We start from the raw sequence: 19,189 nt of genomic DNA, 5'->3' as shown, positions 1-19,189 counted from the left end.
TAGTCTAAACGGCTCAGATCGTCAGTTCGGATTCGCGGCGGAGACGCGCGCCCTCGCGGAACACCTCCGCCAAAACGAAGACGATCAGGACGGAGAAGATGGGGGTCAGCAGTTCGCCCAGCCCCTGGGGGTCCATGACGCCGGGCGCCAGCCGCTTGGCCACGAAGCCCTGCGCCAGCCAGACGCCGCCGGTCACGACCGCCAGGGTCAGGCCGATCTGGCGCAGCCGGCGTACATTGCCCGGCTGGAAAGGGTCGCCCAGGGTCAGGGTGCGGATGATGCGACGCAGGCTGCGCAAAATCAGCATGAAGCCGCCGAAATAGGCCGTCGCGGCCCCCAGGCCGAACAGCAGCAGGGCGCGCGTCAGCGGCAGCTGCTTGCCGCCCGCATCGCTGCTGACGGTGATGTTCACATTGTCCAGGGGAATGAAGATGGCCGCGATCACCAGCAGCAGCAACAGCCCGGTGATCAGCCACAACAGCACATAGGCCACGTCCAGCACCACCTTCAGCGCGCTGGACACCGACCCCGGCCCCATGGCCCGCAGCCATGTCAGGGATCGCGTCTCGCCTCGCTTCGTCGGATGTCGCGGGCTCGGCAGGCGCATGGCGGGTCAGGTCTCAGGCCGGAGGAAGGCCGGCGATGGCCACGCGGGGTCCGGCGAACCCGCGCGCGGCTCTATACATCGCGGTCTTCATGCAGATCGTCAAAACTCTCGTGATCGAAATGGCGTATGGATCACAGGGCCGGTTCAGAAGGCCTGGATCAGCACGGTGAAGAAGGCGGTTGGCAGGGCCGCGATCAGGACCGTGCTGACGAAAGCCGCGCCGACCTTGTCCAGCCACATCGAGGTGTTCATCGTATGCATCATGTTTCTCCGTCTCTCCTGAAGGGCGATTATCGCCCGTTTGCTTTTGTCGTCGCACGAACGTTTCGGCCTTGACCGAAATCAAGAACGTGGCGACCTCGTTCTCGATGTTCAGAAGATAGGTCGTGCGAAGCGGAAAGACACGTTACATATCGTTTAACGATATTAAACTTTGGCAATAGACTGGTCGATGCGAAAGGCCGCCGATGAATCTCAAGCTTATCAAGGGGATGCGGATCGTCGTCGCGACCCACAATCCGGGCAAGGTCCCGGAAATCTCGGCGCTTCTGGGCGGAGATTACGAGATCGTCACCGCCGGCCAGCTGAATCTGCCCGAACCGGACGAGACGGAGACCACCTTCGCCGGCAACGCCATGCTGAAGGCGCGCCACGCGGCGGAACGATCGGGCGAAGTCTCCCTGGCCGACGATTCCGGCCTGTCGGTCGCCGCCCTGGACGGGGCTCCGGGCATTTTCTCGGCGCGCTGGGCCGGCCCCGGCAAGGATTTCGCCGTCGCAATGGCCAAGGTCGAACAGCGTCTGGAAGAGATCGGCGCGACCGACCGCACCGCCTGGTTCACCTCGGCCCTGGCCGTGGCCTGGCCCGACGGGCCTTGCGTCGTGGTCGAAGGGGTGATCGACGGCGGCCTGACCTTCCCGCCGCGCGGCGACCGGGGTTTCGGCTATGATCCGATATTCATACCCCAGGGCGGGACGCTGACCTTCGGCGAGATGGAGCCGACGGCCAAGGACGCGATCAGCCACCGAACCCGCGCCTTCGAAAAGCTGAGGGCCGCCCTGATTGACTGATCCGCCAACGCCCGATCAGGCACCGCCCGACCCGGGGTCCGACGTCGCCCTGTACGTCCACTGGCCCTATTGTTCGCGCATCTGCCCCTATTGCGATTTCAACGTGGTTCGCGACCGAGGCCGCGAGGCCGAGCAGACCGGGCTTGTCGCCGCCATCCTGGCCGACCTGGAGGCCCAGCGCGCCCTGACCGGCCCGCGGCGGCTGGCGTCCCTCTTCTTCGGCGGCGGCACTCCGTCGTTGATGTCGCCCCAGGCCGTGGCCCGCATCGTGGAGGCGGCCGAACGGCTCTATCCCCCGGCCGGTGCCATCGAGATCACCCTGGAGGCCAATCCCACCGACGCCGAGGCCGCCCGGTTCGCCGCCCTGGCCCAGGCCGGGATCAACCGCCTGTCGATGGGGGTCCAGGCGCTGGACGATGCGGCCCTGCGCTTCCTGGGGCGGGACCATTCGGCGGCCGAGGCGCGGCGCGCCGTCGATCTGGCGCGCCGTGCGTTCGGACGTCTGTCCATCGACCTGATCTACGCCCGACCGGACCAGACGCCGCAGGACTGGGCCGCCGAACTGGGCGCGGCGCTGGACCTGGGGTTCGAACACGTCTCGCCCTATCAGCTGACCATAGAGCCGACGACCGCCTTCGGCCGGGCCTCGGCGCGCGGAACCCTGGTCCCGCCGGACGAGGAGGCGGCCGCCGCCCTGTACGAAACCACCCAGGCGGTCCTGAGCGCCGCCGGTTTCGACGCCTATGAGGTGTCCAACCATGCGCGCGGCCCGGCGGCGCGGTCGGCGCACAATCTGCACGTCTGGCGCGGCGGCGACTATCTGGGCCTGGGGCCCGGCGCCCACGGTCGGCTGACGCTGGGCGGGGTCAGGACGGCCACCGTCGCCCACCGCCGCATCGCCGACTATGTCGCAGGCGTCGAAGCCGGCGCGCCCTGGTCGGATCGCGAGGACCTGACGCCCGCCGACGCCGCCGAGGAACGGCTTCTCCTGGCCCTTCGCACGACGGAGGGCGCGCCGGCCGATCTGTTGTCGGCGCTGGACCTGTCGCTGGAGACCGCGCCGGTCTTGGACCTGATCGCCGACGGCTTCCTGACGCTGCGTCGCGGCCGGCTGATCGCCACCGAGCGGGGACGGCCGGTTCTGGACGGCGTGCTGAAGGTCCTTCTGACCTAACGCTTCTTCAGGCCCAGCATCCCAAGCCAGCCGCCGCTGGTCAGAAGCGCCACATCCAGCAGCGCCAGGGGCAGGGGGGTCGAAACCGGCGCGGCGATGAAGCGGGGCCGCCAGTCGGGTGCGAATTTGGCCTTGTAGCTGCGCAGGCCCTGAAAACCGTAAAGCGCGCCGCCCTCGTCGAACACCAGGGCGCCGACGCGGGCGAACACTGGGGCGATCCGCCGGTCCTCGAGCCCCGCCAGCGGCGCCATGCCCAGGTCGAAACTGGCCAGCCCCTGGCCCTTTGCCCATTGGGCGCAGCGGACGAACAGATAGTCCATCACCCCGTTCGGGGCGTCGGGATGATGGCGCATCAGATCGACCGCCGCCTCGTCCGGCGCCGTCAGCAGATTGGCGAAGGCCACGATCCGCCCGCCCTCGCGCACGACGGCCAGGGGGGTCAGGTCCAGATAGGCGGCGTCGAACCGGCCCAGGGAAAAGGCTTTCTCCGTCCCCTCGTGCATCGCCAGCCAGGCGTCGGACACCGCCTTCAGCTCGTCCGCCACGGCCGTCGCCGATCCGGGCGGCAAGACCTCGAAGGCCGCGCCCTCGCGCTCGGCCCGGTTGACCGCCGTGCGCAGGTTCTGCTTGGACCGGCCCTCCAGCGAGAAGGCGGCGGTGTCGATCACCGCCGTCTCGCCCACCTTGCGCACCGCCAGACCCATGGTGGCCAGGTCGCCCAGCACCTCTTCGCCGACGGAATAGAAGACGGCCGCCCCGCCGTAGCTGTCGGCCATCTCGGCGAAGGACCACAGCAGTTCCCGCCGCTCGACCCTCAGGCCCGCCGGCTCGCCCATGGCGATCCAGCGCCGCCCCCGAACCCGATAGGCCAGGAAGCTGGCGCCCGACGGGCTGAACATCAGCGCCTTGTCGCCCAGCATGGCCAGCCAGGCCTCCGGCGTCGCCGAATCCGCCGCCGCCAGCGCCTCCCGCGCGCGCGCGATATCGGCGGGACTGGCCGGGCCGTGGCTGTGGGCGCCCGGCGAACTGAGCAGCGACCGGCCCGCCACCACCAGCGTCAGGATGGCCAGCACCAGGCCGGCGCGCAGGAAGCCCGAGGCCTGGCGGTCGCTGATGAACCGCCACCACAGCTCGTCGCTATAGTCCACGTCGCGATAGGCGAAGAAGCCCAGCCACAGCATGGACGCCACCACCGCCGTCAGCAGCAGCAGCCAGCTGGGCCGCAGTGGCTCGCTGAGCCGCGAACGCCGGTTGAAGGCGGAACGACACGGCGCCAGCAGGGCCGCGACGATCACGAGGTCCGCCGCCTGCTGCCAGTCCAACCCCTTCAGCACCGAAAACACCGCCCCGATCCCCAGCACCGCCAGCGCCGCCCAATAGGCGCCCCGCCGCCGCCGCCACAGGCCCGCCGACAGCATCAGCAGCAGAAAGCCCGCGATGCTGCCGACGAAATGCGACAGGTCGATCAGGATCGGCGACACCACCCCGGTCAGCCGACGCAGCCGGTCGTCGAACTCGGGCGTCACGGCCGAGAGCAGCATCAGGGCCCCGGCCCCGAAGGCCAGCACGGCGAAAATCTGCGGGGTCAGCTCATAGGCCAGGCCCAGAAGACGACGGATCAGGCCGGGGACGTGCGCAGGGCGTTTGGACAAGAAGGCGGCCTTCGATTCGCGAGCGCCCGATCATAGACCAAGAATCGTCCAACCGGGGCGCTCCCGAGGTCATTTCGGGGCAGGTGAAACAATCTGTAACGCGGGGAGTATATTGCTTTGCGGGCGTCGGGCCCGCGTAACCGGGGACGATTTCCCATGACCATCAAGACCGCTCTTCTGGCCGGCGCCGCCGCAGCCTTCATGACCGCCGCGCCGGCTCTGGCGCAAGACGCCGCTCCCGCTCCGACTGGCGCCACCGCCGCTCCCGCGCAGCAATCGCTCTCGCTGACCCCCGGTTCGAGCGTCAGCGGCCCTGACGGCGAACTGGGCAAGCTGGAAGGCGTTCAGACCAACGCCGAGGGCAAGCAGGAACTCACCGTTCGCGGTGCCGACGGCCAGCTTCGCGCCGTACCGCTGAGCGGCATCCGCCAGGAAGGCTCCGGCGTGGTCGTGGCCTACACCAAGGTCGAGTTCGACGCCGCTTCGCCGATCGCCGGCGCTGCTCCGGCCGATCCGGCGGCGGCCCCGGCTGCGACCCCCGCTCCTTCTGCGGACCCGCTGGCCGAACCGACCGACCCGTCGGCCACGCCGCCGACCACCGCCCCGGATGCGTCCGAGCCGACGTCGGCGCCGACCGAGCCGCAATAAGCGATCAACGGGACGAGATATCAGGCGGCCGGGATGTTTCCCGGCCGCCTTTTCTTCGCCTTGCGCCTCGCGTCGGCGAAGGCGCAACGAAAAGGGCGGCCCCAGGAGGCCGCCCTTTCCTTTTTCGACCTGCTGCGATCAGGCGCGACGCTTGATCAGCCCCAGAAGGAACAGCAGGACGATGGCGCCGATGGTGGCCACGATGGTCGACCCGATCCAGCCGCCCCAGTTGATGCCCAGGGCGCCGGCGATGAAGCCGCCGATCAGGGCGCCGACGATGCCGACGATCAGATTGGTCAGAAGACCGTGGTTGCGGCCCATGATCTTTTCCGCGAGCCAGCCCGCGACGATGCCGATGATGATCCAGGCGATGATGCCCATAATGAAATCCTTCCTGTAAAAGCCAAGCTGCCGCTTTCAAATGCGCTTCGACCGATCCGGTTGCGCGCAGAGAAGTGCGGAGTCTTGAATTCTCCTGGCGCGCGACCCGGCACGGAGATTGCCGCGCGTGCGGCGATCAGTCCCGCTTCGGGACGCAAGCCTCATGCCGGGAGCCCTTCGATGGCCGCCGATATCGACCTGCACCTGGGCCGTCGCCTGCGTCGGCGCCGCCGTCTTTTGGGTCTGACCCAGCAGCAGCTGGCGGTCCAGGTCGGCATCCGCTTCCAGCAGATCCAGAAATACGAATGCGGCGCCAATCGCATCTCGGCGGCCCGCCTGTGGCGGCTGGCCGAGGCGCTGGAGACCTCGGTGGCCTATTTCTATGACGGCCTGACCGAGGCCCTGGACGAATCAACCCCCGCCGCCGCGCCGCGAGAGGTCTTCTCGCGCAAGGAGACGCTGGACCTGATCCAGGCCTATTATCAGCTGGACGAGCGGCCGCGCCGGCGCCTGCTGGATCTGGCCAAGTCGCTGAACGCGGACGAAGCGCCCGCCTGAACGCCGCGACGGGCGCCCAAGGCCGCAAAAGCGGGCTAAGGGAGTCGTATGACCGAATACGAAGCCTTCGCCATCGAACTGGCGCGCGAAGCCGCGCGCGTCACCCTGCCATTCTTCCGCTCGGACATCGAGCACGAGGACAAGGGCGGCGCGGCGGGCTTCGATCCCGTCACCGAGGCGGACAGACAGGCCGAGGCCGCGATCCGCCGCCTGATCGCCGTCCGCTATCCCGACCACGGCGTCATCGGCGAGGAATACGGCGCGGATCGGCCGGACGCCGAGCACGTCTGGGTGCTGGACCCCATCGACGGCACCCGCGCCTTCATCTCGGGCCTGCCGCTGTGGACCACCCTGATCGCCCTGCGCCAGGCTGGCCGTCCCACGGTCGGCGTCATCGCCCAGCCCTATCTGAACGAGATCTTCGTCGGCGGCCCGTCCGGCGCGCGCCTGCTTCGAGGCGAGACCAAGACGCCCCTGGCCGTGCGGGCCTGCGAGAAACTGACCGACGCCGTCATCTCCACCACCGACCCCGACATCTTCAACGGGGCCGAACTGGGCGCCTGGACCCAGGTGCGCGCCGCCGCCCGCCTGGCCAGGCTGGGCTGCGACGCCTATGCCTATGCGATGGTTGCGGCGGGCCGGATGGACCTGGTGGCCGAAACCAGCCTGAAGCCCTGGGACTGGTCGGCCCTGGTCCCCGTGATCGAGGCCGCCGGCGGGAAGATCGTCAACTGGCGCGGCGCGGCGCCCGACGACAAGGGCCAGATCCTGGCCGTCGGCGACGCCCGCCTGATCGACCCAGCCCTGGTGACGCTGAAGCGCGCGGCGATCTGAACAAGGGCAGCGCGCGGTTAGTTGACGAACAGATCAATCGTGAACGAAACGGCGGCGATGACGAGCGCGATACGCGCTGTAACGAGGAAAAACCACGCGAACCTAGACCCAACTTCCGATCGCTTCACGCTGAAAAAACGCGCTGTCTGAGCCGGCCCCCACCAGCGATCCAATACGGTGTCGCCTTTCCAGCTAGGCCTCAGCAACTTCGCCGTGATCCCGCTTGAAATGTGTATGAACAGCGCAGCAACAGTCACGACAAAGAAAGGGAAGTTGGCAATAGTCATCGAACTGAGCCTCCTCTCCTAGCTATTTCAGGCCCCGACCGGCGTCTCCGCCGTCATGTCCACGGTTCGCGCCGACGGATCGACCGCCGCATCCGCCGTCGGCGACACCAGGTCGGCCATGGCGTCGAACTCGTTCAGGAAGACCGCGCGCATGTCGTCGGCCTCCATGATGACCTCGTGCCTGGCCCCGGGAACCTCGACGTAGCGGCCGCGCGCCAGGCGTTTGGCGGCCCAGCGGGCGGTCTGTTTCCACACCACGTCGTCGGCGTCGGCCTGGACGATCGTGACCGGCGCCTTGACCGCCTTCAGCGCCTTGGGTTTCAGCGCCCGTTCGCCGGCGTCCAGCGCCACGGCCAGCCAGCCATAGGTCGGGCCGCCGATGGCCAAGTGCGGACAGGCGAACAGCTGCTGGCGCCACATCTCGTAGCGGCTTTCATCCGAGGTCAGGGCGTCCTCGGCGAAGTTGTGGTCGAACGGATCGTCCGGGTCGCCCAGGATATAGTCGCCCGCCTGGCCGTGGCGGATATTCCAGCGCAACACCAGCTTGACCGACCACATCGACCGTTTGCCGGTCTTGATGCGCAGCATGGGGCTGGACAGGACCGCGCCGGCGAACCGATCCTCGCCGCCTTCCAGGGTCAACAAGTTCAGGCAGGCCCCCATCGAATGGCCGACCATGATCCAGGGCCTTGGGCACTGGCTCTCGTAGGCGTTCAGCAGGCGGTTGTAGTCGTCCAGAAACTCCTCGACCGCGCGGGCGTGGCCCTTCAGCCGGTCGGGCAGCAGCCGCGCCGACAGACCCTGGCCGCGCCAGTCGTGGGTCAGGACGCACCAGCCCCTCGCCAGGAAGTTGCCGATGACCTCGTAGTATTTCTCGATCGGCTCGGTGCGGCCGGGGCTTAGGACCACCGTCCCGCGCACCTTGTCCGCACCCAGGTGCGAAGGCGTCCACAGGCCGGCGCGCAGCCGCATCCCGCCGGCTCCGCGGAACCAGTCCCCCTTGCCGCCAGGGGGCGGATAGGCGCCGGGCACCCCCATCAGAGGGGCGTTGGCGGCGAAGGCTTGGGCGCGGTTCACTCGGGCTTCCTGAACTTCAAGGTCATGCGGTCGCTCTCGCCGATCGCGTCGTATCTGGCGCGATCGAAGGTCGGATCGGCCGGCTGGCCGCGCGGCGCGGTCAGCCGGGTCGGCGCCAGGGTGTCGACCCCGAACGGATGATCCTTGGTGTCTTGGAGGTTGGCGTTGATCTCGGACGCCTCGACGAAGACGAAGCCCGCCTCGGCCGCCAGTTGGCGCACGAAGGCTTCCTGGACATAGCCGTTGGCGGCGACCGGATCCTGATCCTGCGCCGGGGCCAGCCGGTGCTGCTCCACGCCCAGGACGCCGCCGGGCCGCAGGGCGGCGAAGGCGTCGGCGAAGGCCTTCTCCGCGATCCCGGCCGCCATCCAGCCGTGCAGGGTGCGCATGAACAGGCACAGGTCCGCCGTGCCGAACGCCGTCACCGGGCCGGACGCGGCGCCGAACACGCTGAACTGCGGTTCGCCATACAGTTTCTTGTCGCTGGAGAAACGGGTGCGGAAGGCGGCGTTCAATACGGCCTGGGCCGGATCGGCCGTCGGCCCTTCGGGGAACAGGGCCGCCACATAGGTTCCGCCGCCCTTGGCCAGATAGGGCACCAGGATTTCGGCGTACCAGCCGCCGCCCGGCCAGAATTCGACCACCGCCATCTTGGGCTGAAGCCCATAGAATCGCAGGGTCTCCATCGGATGGCGGAAGGCGTCGCGCGCCTTGTCCTGGGCCGAACGCCACGGCCCCTGCACCGCCCATTCCAGCGACCCTTCGGGCGGGCCCGCCGGGACGGACGGCGCATCGGGCGCCGCGGTCGCCTTGTCGTCCTTGCGACCGCAGGCGGCCGCGCCGGTCAGAGACAGGACGACCGCGCCGCCCAGCAGAAACCGGCGCGACACCGCGTCCACGCTCGCCTGACGTTCAGCCATTCCATACTCCCGCGAGGGTGCGGCCCCGCGTCCGACACACCCGACAGACGGGGCTTAATCGGGTTCGCGGGCCGGGTCAAAACGGAACGGCCTATTCCGGCTTCCTGAATCGCAGCGTCATCCGATCGCTCTCGCCCACGGCGTCGAAGGCCGCCCGTTCCTCGGGCGTCAGGGCGCGGCCCGACGGATCGTCGCGCGCCGCCGACTGGCGCACGGGCGGCAGGGTCCAGACCCCGAACGGGTGGTCGTGGTCGTCCTTGGGGTTGGCGTTCAGCTCGCTGCGCGCCTCCAGTACGAAGCCGGCGTTGCGCGCCTCATGGATCACATAGCTTTCGGGCACATAGCCGGTGGGGGCGACGTCGGCGACGTTCAGCCCCTCGGCGCTGCGGTGCTGTTCGACGGCCAGGACGCCGCCGGGCTTCAGCGCCTTGAAGAAGGCCTGCAGATAGGGCTGAGTCCGTCCGTCGCGCGCCCAGTTGTGTAAGGCCCGCGCCACCAGGATCAGGTCCGCCTGGCCGTCCCCGACGCCCATGTTCTCCAGGGGGCGGTCGACCGGGACGTAACGCCCGCCGGTCGCGGCCGCATAGGGTTCCAGAATATGCCGCCACCAGCTGGCGCCGCCCGGCTCGATCTCGACCACCGTCATGCCGGGCGTCAGCCCCCAGAAGGTCAGGGATTCGTACGGATGGCGATAGACGTCGCGCGCCCGGTCCAACGCCGGTCGGCTGTCGGCGGCGACGGCGGCCAGCAGCGCCGTGTCCTCGGCGAAGGTCGGCATGGCGCTGGACAGGGCCGAGCGCGGCGGCGTCCACGCCCCTTCGGTCTGGGCGGCCGGTCGGGCCGTCTGGGCGAAGGCCGGCGCCGTGGCGGACATGAGGACGGCGAGGCCGAGGGCGGCGAAACGCATGGGCGGAGGATCCTGCTCTTGAACGCCGCTTCTCCATAGGCCGCCCGACGCCCGGCGCAAATGACGATGACGAGACGTCGACGATCGGTCGCAGATCGGGCGTCGCCACCCCTTGACGCGCCATTCGGGGCCACCATCTGATCGTCCGAGAGCGCCGATTTCGGGTTCTCCAGAACGGCGGCGCCGGTTTCGGGTCGTCGGTCTGATCCCCCACCGTCCGGGCAAACCGCCGGGCGGCTCAACCTTGCTGATCCTCAGGAGGATGCTGATGCGTACCTATGATTTCTCCCCGCTGTACCGTTCGGCCGTCGGCTTCGACCGTCTGGCCAATCTGCTGGAGAGCGCGTCGCGCGCGACCAGCCAGGACACGGGCTATCCGCCCTACAACATCGAGACCACGGGCGAGAACGCCTATCGGATCGAGATCGCGGTGGCCGGCTTCGCCAGCGACGAACTGAACATCGAGGTGAAGGAAAACCTGCTCACCGTCACCGGGCGCAAGACCGCCAACGACGATGCTGCGACGCAGAAGACCTATCTGCATCGCGGCCTGGCCGAGCGCGATTTCGAGCGCCGGTTCCAGTTGGCCGACTATGTGGTCGTCACCGACGCCAACCTGGTCAACGGCCTGCTGTCCATCTCGCTGAAGCGCGAACTGCCCGAGGCGCTGAAGCCCCGCCGTATCGAAATCGGCGCCGGCCAGCCTCTGATCGAGGGCAAGGCCGAAACCGCCAAGGCGGCCTGATCGCCTTCGCCAACTTGGAAAGGGCGGCGTTCGCGCCGCCCTTTTTTCATGCCCGGGCCAGGTGTGCGAAGGCGGCGACCACCCGTTCGTAGGCCGGGCGTTTGAACGGCACGATCAGGTCGCACGCCTCCGACAGATCGCCCCAGCGCCAGGCGTCGAACTCGACGTCCTTGTCGGCCGTCAGGTCGATCTCGGCCTCGTCGCCGAGGAAGCGGAAGGCGAACCACCGCTGCTTCTGGCCCTTGAAGCCGCGCCAGGCCTTGGCGTTGTTCATCGCTTCAGGCGGAAAATCGTACAGGATCCAGTCGTCCGTCCGCCCCAGCAACTCGACCGAGGCCACGCCCGTCTCCTCGCGCAGTTCGCGCCGCGCGGCGGCCTCCAGGTCCTCGCCGTCGTCAACGCCGCCCTGCGGAAACTGCCAATTATAGGGGCCGGGCGTGGCGTGGCGCTGGCCATACCAGACGCGGCCGTCCCGGTTGAACAGCACCACCCCCACATTGGGGCGATAAAGCGAGAGGTCGGTCATCAAGCGGCGAGCGGCGAGTGGCGAGTGACGAGCCGCTGCGGCGAAAACCCGTTTGGCTGTTCAGCGGGGCGCCGCGTGACATGGTCGATGGGGCGGCCAAAGCCGCCACTCGCCACTCGCCGCTCGCCGCTCGCCACTTCCTAGCGCCCCGGCCGCATCGACATGGCCGAGGCGGGGGCCAGTTGCAGGCCGCGCTGCTCTAGCCCGGCGGTCCAGCGGGCGGCGGCCTCGACCGTCACCGGATAGCTGAAGCCGGTCCCCAGCGCAGAGCCGCGCATCTTGGCCTGGGCCTCCAGCCCGTTCAGGGCGGCGATGATGGCCGCAGGCGACTGGGTGCGGTCGATGACGCGGTCGGCGCTGGCCCGCGCCCAGGCTCCTGGACGGCGCTGGAACGCGCCGTCGTCCAGGAAGGCCACGCCCTTCTGGCGCAGCACGGTCAGGAAGGCGTTCATGCCCGCGTCCGAAGCGGCGAAACGGTCGCCCAGATAGTTGGTCACGCCGAAATAGCCTGTGGCGCGGCTCAGAAGCCAGTCCATCTTGGCCGCCACGTCGTCGGCCCCGCCGTCGGCCATCAGCGTATAGGGGCCGGGGTCGTTGTCGGGATAGCCGGTCGGCTCCATCGGCATTTCCAGCATGACCTCGTGACCTTGCGCCCGCGCCTGGTCGATCCAGGCCTGCAGGTTCTCGGCATAGGGCACGAAGCTGAGCGTCACCTCGGGCGGCAGGCGCTCGATGGCGGCGCGGGTCGTCACCGCGTTCAACCCCAGCCCGCCGACGATCAGGGCCACGCGCGGCTTGCCGTTCGGGCGGAAAGGCCGGGCGTAGGCCTGGGCCGGCACGCGGCCGTCCGGCGCGATCATCGGCAACGGACCGTTGGGACCGGGCTGCGACAGGCCCGCAATGGGGGCCTTGACCAGGGGCGATGCGGCGTGGACCGGCGCCGTATAGGCCGCGGTCGCCCCGCCCGACACGCTGCCCCCGTCCGGCAGGGTGATGACGGCCTCGCCGTTCGCGGCCGGATCGCCGCCCCCCGCCAGATTCTGATAAAGGCCCATGGCCCCCATGGAAAAGGCCTCGAAGCCGGTCGGCGCGGGGGCGGCGGCGGCGGGCTGTTCGCGCTCCAACGCCACATGGGCCGAGGGCGCCCCGGCGTTGGGATCGCCAAGAACGGTCAGGAACAGCGCGCCGGCGCCCAGCAGGAACAGGCCCGCCAGCCCCGCCGCGACCGGCGGCTTCTTCAGCGCGTCGACCACGGGCTTCAGACTGGGGGCGTCCTTGACGCGCGGAGCGGCTCCGGCGGCGGCGGCGAGGGCGGACTGGCGTTTGGCGAACATGGGCGCGAGGGGGACCGATCTGGAATCCTACGCCCCATCATCGCCGCGCGCCGGTTAAGAAACCCTAACGGCCGGTTCACCATGATCGGCCCTATCGGCGGCTGTCACGGATCGTGCGTTGACGGAAGGCGTTTCAGCCCCTCCAGATAGCTCTCGCCCCGCCAAGCTTCAGGATGCCGCCGATGATGAGCCCCGCCGCCGACGACGCCCTGCGCGACGAAGTCCGCCTGCTGGGCGGCATACTGGGCGACGTCATCCGCGACGAAGGCGGACAGGCCCTGTTCGACCATGTCGAGGCGGTGCGCCAGGCCTCCATCGCCTATCACCGCGACCCGGCGTCCCACCCGGCCAAGCGGCTGGAGAAGCTGTTGATCGCCATGTCGGTCGATCAGGCGGCGGGGCTGGCCCACGGCTTCGCCCTGTTCTCGCTCCTGGCCAATATCGCCGAGGATCGCGCCACTCGCCGTCGCGCCCAGGACCAGGCCGAGGCCGGCGCCCGGCCCGACACCCCCGAAGGCGCCCTGAAGCGGCTGGCCGACCAGGGCGTGGAGCGCAAGGCCGTGCGCGACCTGCTGGACCAGGCCCTGATCTCGCCCGTGCTGACCGCCCATCCGTCCGAGGTGCGGCGCAAGAGCGTCATCGACCGGATCGCCGCCATCACCGACCTGCTGGACGCCTGCGACAAGGCCGGGGACGCCTGCACCCCCGCCGCCGTGTCGGAGCCGCTGCGCCGCCAGATCGTCATCCTGTGGGCCACCCGCCTGGTCCGCACCCAGGGGCTGGTGGTGCAGGACGAGATCGACACCGTCGTCTCCTTCCTGGACCGCATCTTCCTGCATGTCGCGCCCAAGCAGCTGGCGGCGTGGCGGCGCCTGCTGGACGCGCCCGACCTTCCACCCTTCATGCGGGTCGGCACCTGGGTCGGCGGGGATCGCGACGGCAATCCGAACGTCGACGCCGCCGTCATGGCGGCCGCCTTCCGCAGCCAGGCGCGGGCGGTGCTGGCCTTCTACCTCGACGAGGTCCACGCCCTGGGCGCCGAGCTCAGCCTGGCGGCCGAACCGGCCCAGGTGTCGCCCGCGCTCCAGGCCCTGGCGGACGCCGCCCGCGACCCCTCGCCCCACCGCGCCGACGAGCCCTATCGCCGCGCGCTGACGGGGATTTACGCCCGCCTGGCCGCCACGCACCAGACGCTGGGCGACGCCCCCGCGCCCCGCCGGCCCGCCGTCGAGGCCGAGCCCTATCCGGGGCCGGACGCCTTCGAGGCCGACCTGAAGATCCTGCGCGACAGCCTGGTGTCGCACCACGGCGGCGTCTTCGCCGACGACCGGCTCGGCGACCTGATCACGGCGGTCGAGGTGTTCGGCTTCCACATGGCGACCCTGGATATGCGCCAGAACGCCGACGTCCACGAGCGCGTGGTCGCCGACCTGCTGAAGGTCGCGGGCGTCCAGTTCGACTATCTGGCCCTGGACGAGGAAGGGCGTCTGAACGTCCTGGCCGCAGAACTGGCCTCGTCCCGCCTGTTGTTCAGCCCCTATGCCGAATACCAGGCCGAGACGCTGAAGGAGCGCGCCATCCTCCAGGCGGCGGCGACCGCCCTGTCCGCCTTCGGCCCCCAGGCCATCCGCACCCATATCGTGTCCAAGACCGACGCGGCGTCCGACCTGCTGGAGGTCTATCTGCTGCTGAAGGAGGTCGGTCTCTGTCGGCCCGAAGACCCCGCCGCCTGCCCGATCCAGGCCGCGCCCCTGTTCGAGACCATCGAGGATCTGCGCGCCGCCCGCCCCACCCTTGAGCGGCTGTTGCAGGAGCCGTCCGCCCTGGCCGTCGCCCAGGCGCGCGGGGTGCAGGAGGTGATGATCGGCTATTCGGATTCCAACAAGGACGGCTCCTATCTGACCTCGGGCTGGGAGTTGCACGAGGCGTCGCGCGCCCTGGTCGAGGTGACGCGCAAGCACGGGCTGAAGCTGCAACTGTTCCACGGGCGCGGCGGCACGGTCGGGCGCGGCGGCGGCTCGGCCTTCGCCGGCGTCCTGGCCCAGCCCGAAGGCACGGTCCAAGGCCGCATCCGCACCACCGAACAGGGCGAGGTCATCGCCAACAAATACGGCGAACCGGACATCGCCCTGCGCAATCTGGACGCCTTGACCTGCGGCGCCGTCCTGGCCTCGCTGGGCAAGGGGACCGACCACGTCTTCACCGCCGAACATGGGGCGACCCTTTCGGCGCTTTCGGCCCGGTCGATGGCCGCCTATCGCAAGCTGGTCTACGAGACCGAGGGCTTCGTCGACTATTACCGCGCCGCCACCCCCATCGCCGAGATCGCCGACCTGAAGATCGGCTCGCGCCCGTCGTCGCGCACCGCCTCGACCCGGATCGAGGACCTGCGCGCCATTCCCTGGGTGTTCAGCTGGTCGCAGAGCCGGGTCATGCTGCCCGGCTGGTTCGGCTTCGGCTCGGCGGTCCAGGGCTGCGACATGGGCGAGTTGAAGGCGATGGCCGAGGCCTGGCCCTTCTTCAAGACCCTGGTTCAGAACATGGAGATGGTCATGGCCAAGTCCGACATGACCATCGCGCGCCGTTATGCGACCCTGGTGCCCGACGCCTCTCTGGCGGCGTCCATCTATGGCGAGATCCGCGCCGAATGGGACCGCACCCATGACGCCATCCTGGCCATCACAGGTCATGACGCCCTTCTAGGCGGCCAGCCCGAACTGGACCGGCTGATCCGTTTGCGGATGCCCTATGTCGAGCCTCTGAACCACGTCCAGATCGAACTGATCCGCCGCCGGCGCGCCGGCGACGACGACCCCCGCGTCCGCGAAGGCATCCTGCTGGCCATCAACGGCGTGGCGGCGGGCTTGCGGAACAGCGGGTGACGGCCTTCCTCTGCAATCCCAACGCCGTGATTCCGGGGCGTCCAAAGGACGAACCCGGAACCCAGGGAGCTTGCGTCAGGCGGCGAATGTTCCACGCGCCTTAATCGCGGTCCTGGGTTCCGGGTTCTTCGCCACGCTCAGCCCCGGAATGACGAGCGGCTGATTGTCTTTACAACCACTTCGTCTTCTTGAAGGTGATGAACAGACCCGTGCAGATGGCGGCCATCAGGGCCATCACGCCGAAATAGCCGTAGCGCCAGTGCAGTTCGGGCATGAATTCGAAATTCATGCCGTAGATGCCGGCGATGGCGGTCGGCACGGCCAGCAGGGCGGCCCAGGAGGCCAGCTTGCGGGTGATCACGCCCTGGCGCTGCTGCTCCAGCAGATTGGCGACCTCGAACACCGACGACAGGATGTCGTTCAGCCCGCCCAGTCGGCTGTTGACCCGCCGCACATGGTCGCCCACGTCGCGGAAATACGGGCGGACATCGGAGTCGATGCAGGGCAGATCCAGCGATTGAAGGCGGCCCAGCACCTCTTCCATCGGCCCCAGGATGCGGCGGAACTTCAGCAATTCCCGCCTCAGGGTGAACAGCCGCCGAATCTCGACGCGCGCCAGGAAGGCGTCCAGCGTCTTCTGCTCCATCGCCAGCACGCTGTCCTCGGCGTCGTCGACGATGGGGGCGTAGGCGTCGACGATGAAGTCCAGGATGCCGTGCAGGACGAAGTCCGGCCCCTTTTTCAGCTGCAGCGGCGAGGCCTCCAGCTGCGCCCGCAACAGGCTGTGGGCGCGCGCCGAGCCATGGCGGATGCTGACCACATGGTCGTCGCCGACGAAGACATGGGTCTCGCCATAGGCGATGCGATCGTCGACCTTCATGGCCGTGCGCGCCACCACGAACAGTTCGCGGCCATAGACCTCGACCTTGGGCATCTGGTGGGCGGCCAGGGCGTCCTCCACCGCCAGCGGGTGCAGCTTGAACCGCTTCACCAACACGTCGATCTCGGCGTCCGATGGCTCGTAAAGGCCGATCCAGACGAACTCGTTCGCCGCCAGCGTCAGCCCCTCCGCCGTCAGCGGCGCCTCGCGCACGCGCTGGCCGTCGCGATAGACATAGGAGGCGACGACCGACATGGACTATTCCCCGATGATTGCGAAACCTGATCTAGGCCAGGTCGCGGCCAAACGAAACGGCCGACGGATCGCTCCGCCGGCCGTTCGCCAGGTCGAACGCCCTCGGGCCGCCGAATGGGCGGCCGGCCCGGGCCTCAGGAAACCGGGAAGCCCCGGACCTTCAGCAGGGCCGCCACGTCCGGGTCGCGGCCGCGGAAGGCGCGGTAGGCTTCGGCGCGGTCGGTGGTGTTGCCGGGCGCCAGCATGATCGACTTGAAGCGGCCGGCGATGTCCGGATTGAACACGTCGCCCGACTCCTCGAAATAGGCCCAGGTGTCGGCGTCCATCGTCTCGGACCATAGATAGCTGTAATAGCCCGCCGAATAGGCGTCCGAGGTGAACAGGTGATTGAACTGCGGCAGCCGGTGCCGCATCACGATCTCCTTGGGCATGCCGATCCGGGCCAGGCTCTCGCGCTCGAAGGCGTCGATGTCGGTCGGGGGCACGGCCTGGGTGTGCAGGTCCATGTCCACGATGGCCGAGGACAGATAGCTGACCGTCGCATAGCCCTGGTTGAAGGTGGCGGCGGCCTCGATCTTGTCCACCAGCGCCTGGGGCATGGCCGCGCCTGTCTGATAGTGTTTCAGATAGCCGTCCAGGATCGGGCGGCTCAGCACCCAGTGCTCGTGCACCTGAGACGGATATTCCACGAAGTCGCGCGGCGTATTGCCGAACGACGGATAGGTCACGACCGACGAGAAATAGTGCAGCGCATGGCCGAACTCGTGGAACAGGGTCTCGGCGTCGTCCAGCGAGATCAGCACCGGCTCGCCCGGCTCGGGCTTGGTGAAGTTGTTGTTGTTCGAGGCCAGGATGACCTTGGAGCCGTCCAGCTGCGAGAAGGACCGATAGGTGGTCATCCAGGCGCCCGACCGCTTGCCCGGCCGTGCGTAGTCGTCGGTGTAATAGACGCCGATCAGGCGACCGTCGCGCGTCTTGTCGTAAACCTCGTAGACCTCCACGTCCGGCTCGAACACCGGGACCGACCCCTTGGGCAGTTTCTTGAACTGGAAGCCATAGAGGCGTTCGGCCATGGCGAAGGAGCCGGACCGGACCGCGTTCAGCTCGAAATAGGGTTTCAGCTCGTTCTGATCGAGGTCGTATTTCGCCTTCCTGACCTTTTCGGCGAAGTAAAGATAGTCCCACGGCTCGATGTCGAACCCGGCGATCGCCTTCATGTCGGCGACCTCCTCGGCGACGCGGGCCTTGGCCGGCGCCCAGACGCGGTTCATCAGGGCCTCGGCCGCCGCCGGCGTCTTGGCCATGGTGTCCTGCATCCGCAGTTCGGCATGGTTGCGATAGCCCAGCAGTTTCGCCCGTTGGTCGCGCAGCTTCACGATCTCGGCGATGGTCGCGTTGGTGTCGTTGGCGTCGCCGTTGTCGCCGCGATTGACGAACTTCTTCCAGACCTGCTCGCGCAGGGCCCGGTCGTCCGCGAAGGTCAGGAAGGGATCGACCGCCGAACGGGTGTTCAGGATGGCCCAGCCCTGCAGGTTGCGGCTGCGCGCCGCGCCCGCCGCCGCGGCCTTGTTGGACTCGGGCAGGCCCGCCACCCCGGCTTCGGTCGGGATCAGGGTCCAGGCGTTCTCGTCGGCGACGACCTTCTGGCCGAAGCGGGTGAAGGCGTTGGACAGGGCGGTGTTGATCCGGCCCAGTTCCGCCTTGCCGGCGGCGTCCAGATTGGCGCCCGAGCGGATGAAGGCGTCGCGGCGACGCTCGGCCAGGCGCTTCTGCTGGGCGTTCAGGCCCATGGCGTCGGCGTTGTCGGCGACGGTCTTGACGCGCTGGAACAGCTTTTCGTTGAAGGTGATCTCGTCCGAGGCCGCCGACAGCAGGGGCGACAGTTCGGTGTCCACGGCGTCATAGGCTTCGCCTCCGATGTTGGAGGTCATCACGCCATAGATGTTGGACGCGCGGTCCAGCGGCTCGCCGGCCAGCTCCAGCGCCGCCAGGGTGTTGGCGAAGGTCGGGGCCTCGGGGTTGTTCGCTATGGCGGCGATGTCGGCGCGTTGCAGTTCGATGCCTTCCAGCATGGCTTCGCGCAGCTTGGCGGGCGTCACCTTGTCGAAGGGCGGCGCGCCGTCGTACTTGCCGGTCCACACCTGCAACAGTTCGGCGCGCGGCGCCTGGGCGGGCAGGACGGCGCGGGCGATGCGCGCTTCTTCCGCCACGCTGGCGGACGAGGGCGCGGCGGCCGAACCGCCGGCGCCCGAGGCGGCTCCGGTCGAGGCGCAGGCCGAGAGGGCCATCAGGCTGCCGCCCGCGATGAGAAGCTGGCGTCTGTGCATGGAGTGCTCCGTGGGAAAATCATATCGGCGCTACACTTAGGCCGCTAATCGGCCAGCGTCACCTGACCGGCCGCCAATCTTATCGCCAATGCGGTTGGATACGTCGTCGCACTGTTCTAAAGCGC

General features: G+C 68.7%; 18 protein-coding genes. 7 read left to right on the top strand and 11 right to left on the bottom strand.

Translation table 11 applies throughout. The annotated features are described in order from the left end of the window. Positions 1-13 precede the first annotated feature (13 nt). Positions 14-607, bottom strand: a complete 594-nt coding sequence (locus AC0L6G_RS13715; RefSeq protein ID WP_291539534.1) for a DUF2975 domain-containing protein — start codon at positions 605-607, stop codon at positions 14-16. Positions 608-1,074: 467 nt separating this feature from the next. Here AC0L6G_RS13715 and rdgB point away from each other — a divergent pair, with 467 nt between their 5' ends. Both rdgB and hemW read left to right on the top strand, forming a co-directional pair. After that, positions 1,075-1,677 (top strand): RdgB/HAM1 family non-canonical purine NTP pyrophosphatase, encoded by a 603-nt coding sequence (gene rdgB, locus AC0L6G_RS13710; protein ID WP_293827297.1) that lies wholly within the window; start codon positions 1,075-1,077, stop codon positions 1,675-1,677. Next, the gene (hemW, locus tag AC0L6G_RS13705) at positions 1,670-2,851 is read left to right on the top strand and encodes a radical SAM family heme chaperone HemW (RefSeq protein WP_473252484.1); all 1,182 of its coding nucleotides are present in this window, start codon (positions 1,670-1,672) and stop codon (positions 2,849-2,851) included. Before rdgB ends, hemW begins: the two co-directional genes overlap by 8 nt. Here hemW and AC0L6G_RS13700 read toward each other — a convergent pair. Further along, complete coding sequence (locus AC0L6G_RS13700; protein ID WP_473252483.1) at positions 2,848-4,503, bottom strand: GNAT family N-acetyltransferase; 1,656 nt, start codon at positions 4,501-4,503, stop codon at positions 2,848-2,850. The genes hemW and AC0L6G_RS13700 overlap by 4 nt on opposite strands. 156 nt (positions 4,504-4,659) lie before the next feature. Here AC0L6G_RS13700 and AC0L6G_RS13695 point away from each other — a divergent pair, with 156 nt between their 5' ends. Beyond that, entirely contained in the window at positions 4,660-5,151 is a 492-nt protein-coding gene (locus AC0L6G_RS13695) for a hypothetical protein (RefSeq protein WP_293828552.1), read from the top strand. 138 nt (positions 5,152-5,289) lie between these two features. Here the strand turns inward: AC0L6G_RS13695 and AC0L6G_RS13690 are convergent, their stop codons facing one another. Beyond that, a complete protein-coding gene (locus AC0L6G_RS13690; RefSeq protein WP_291539549.1) occupies positions 5,290-5,532 on the bottom strand; it encodes a GlsB/YeaQ/YmgE family stress response membrane protein in 243 nt (80 codons plus the stop codon). Positions 5,533-5,712: 180 nt separating this feature from the next. Between AC0L6G_RS13690 and AC0L6G_RS13685 the strand changes: the two genes are divergently transcribed. Both AC0L6G_RS13685 and hisN read left to right on the top strand, forming a co-directional pair. Further along, on the top strand, positions 5,713-6,090 hold the full coding sequence (locus tag AC0L6G_RS13685; protein WP_293828550.1) for a helix-turn-helix domain-containing protein: 378 nt from the start codon (positions 5,713-5,715) through the stop codon (positions 6,088-6,090). Between the two features lie 48 nt (positions 6,091-6,138). After that, entirely contained in the window at positions 6,139-6,924 is a 786-nt protein-coding gene (gene hisN / locus AC0L6G_RS13680; protein ID WP_293828548.1) for a histidinol-phosphatase, read from the top strand. A 17-nt stretch (positions 6,925-6,941) separates the two neighbouring features. Here the strand turns inward: hisN and AC0L6G_RS13675 are convergent, their stop codons facing one another. The 4 genes from AC0L6G_RS13675 to AC0L6G_RS13660 all read right to left on the bottom strand — a co-directional run bounded on the left by AC0L6G_RS13675 (position 6,942) and on the right by AC0L6G_RS13660 (position 10,115). Beyond that, a complete protein-coding gene (locus tag AC0L6G_RS13675; RefSeq protein ID WP_291539555.1) occupies positions 6,942-7,211 on the bottom strand; it encodes a hypothetical protein in 270 nt (89 codons plus the stop codon). A 27-nt stretch (positions 7,212-7,238) separates the two neighbouring features. Next, positions 7,239-8,288: an alpha/beta fold hydrolase gene (locus AC0L6G_RS13670; protein ID WP_293828546.1), complete on the bottom strand. Its 1,050-nt coding sequence runs from the start codon at positions 8,286-8,288 to the stop codon at positions 7,239-7,241. Then, positions 8,285-9,208 (bottom strand): class I SAM-dependent methyltransferase, encoded by a 924-nt coding sequence (locus tag AC0L6G_RS13665; RefSeq protein ID WP_473252482.1) that lies wholly within the window; start codon positions 9,206-9,208, stop codon positions 8,285-8,287. The genes AC0L6G_RS13670 and AC0L6G_RS13665 overlap by 4 nt, the downstream gene beginning before the upstream one ends. A gap of 91 nt (positions 9,209-9,299) precedes the next feature. Next, positions 9,300-10,115, bottom strand: coding sequence for a class I SAM-dependent methyltransferase (locus AC0L6G_RS13660; RefSeq protein ID WP_473252481.1), 816 nt, complete (start codon positions 10,113-10,115; stop codon positions 9,300-9,302). A gap of 268 nt (positions 10,116-10,383) precedes the next feature. Between AC0L6G_RS13660 and AC0L6G_RS13655 the strand changes: the two genes are divergently transcribed. Beyond that, positions 10,384-10,860, top strand: a complete 477-nt coding sequence (locus AC0L6G_RS13655) for an Hsp20 family protein (protein ID WP_291539566.1) — start codon at positions 10,384-10,386, stop codon at positions 10,858-10,860. 46 nt (positions 10,861-10,906) lie between these two features. Here AC0L6G_RS13655 and AC0L6G_RS13650 read toward each other — a convergent pair whose 3' ends face one another. Together AC0L6G_RS13650 and AC0L6G_RS13645 are read right to left on the bottom strand one after the other, a co-directional pair. Then, a complete protein-coding gene (locus AC0L6G_RS13650) occupies positions 10,907-11,386 on the bottom strand; it encodes an RNA pyrophosphohydrolase (RefSeq protein WP_473252480.1) in 480 nt (159 codons plus the stop codon). 140 nt (positions 11,387-11,526) lie between these two features. After that, a complete protein-coding gene (locus tag AC0L6G_RS13645) occupies positions 11,527-12,720 on the bottom strand; it encodes a divergent polysaccharide deacetylase family protein (protein ID WP_473252479.1) in 1,194 nt (397 codons plus the stop codon). Positions 12,721-12,902: 182 nt separating this feature from the next. Between AC0L6G_RS13645 and ppc the strand changes: the two genes are divergently transcribed. Then, positions 12,903-15,602, top strand: coding sequence for a phosphoenolpyruvate carboxylase (gene ppc, locus AC0L6G_RS13640; RefSeq protein WP_473252478.1), 2,700 nt, complete (start codon positions 12,903-12,905; stop codon positions 15,600-15,602). Between the two features lie 169 nt (positions 15,603-15,771). On the opposite strand, the gene corA is transcribed toward ppc, so the two are convergent. Next, positions 15,772-16,737, bottom strand: a complete 966-nt coding sequence (gene corA, locus AC0L6G_RS13635) for a magnesium/cobalt transporter CorA (protein WP_293827718.1) — start codon at positions 16,735-16,737, stop codon at positions 15,772-15,774. A 134-nt stretch (positions 16,738-16,871) separates the two neighbouring features. Next, positions 16,872-19,064, bottom strand: a complete 2,193-nt coding sequence (locus AC0L6G_RS13630) for a M3 family metallopeptidase (protein ID WP_293827717.1) — start codon at positions 19,062-19,064, stop codon at positions 16,872-16,874. Between the last annotated feature and the right edge of the window lie 125 nt (positions 19,065-19,189).

The organism is Brevundimonas sp. D3-1P, assembly GCF_055809335.1.
This window is presented reverse-complemented; position numbering and strand designations above follow the sequence as displayed.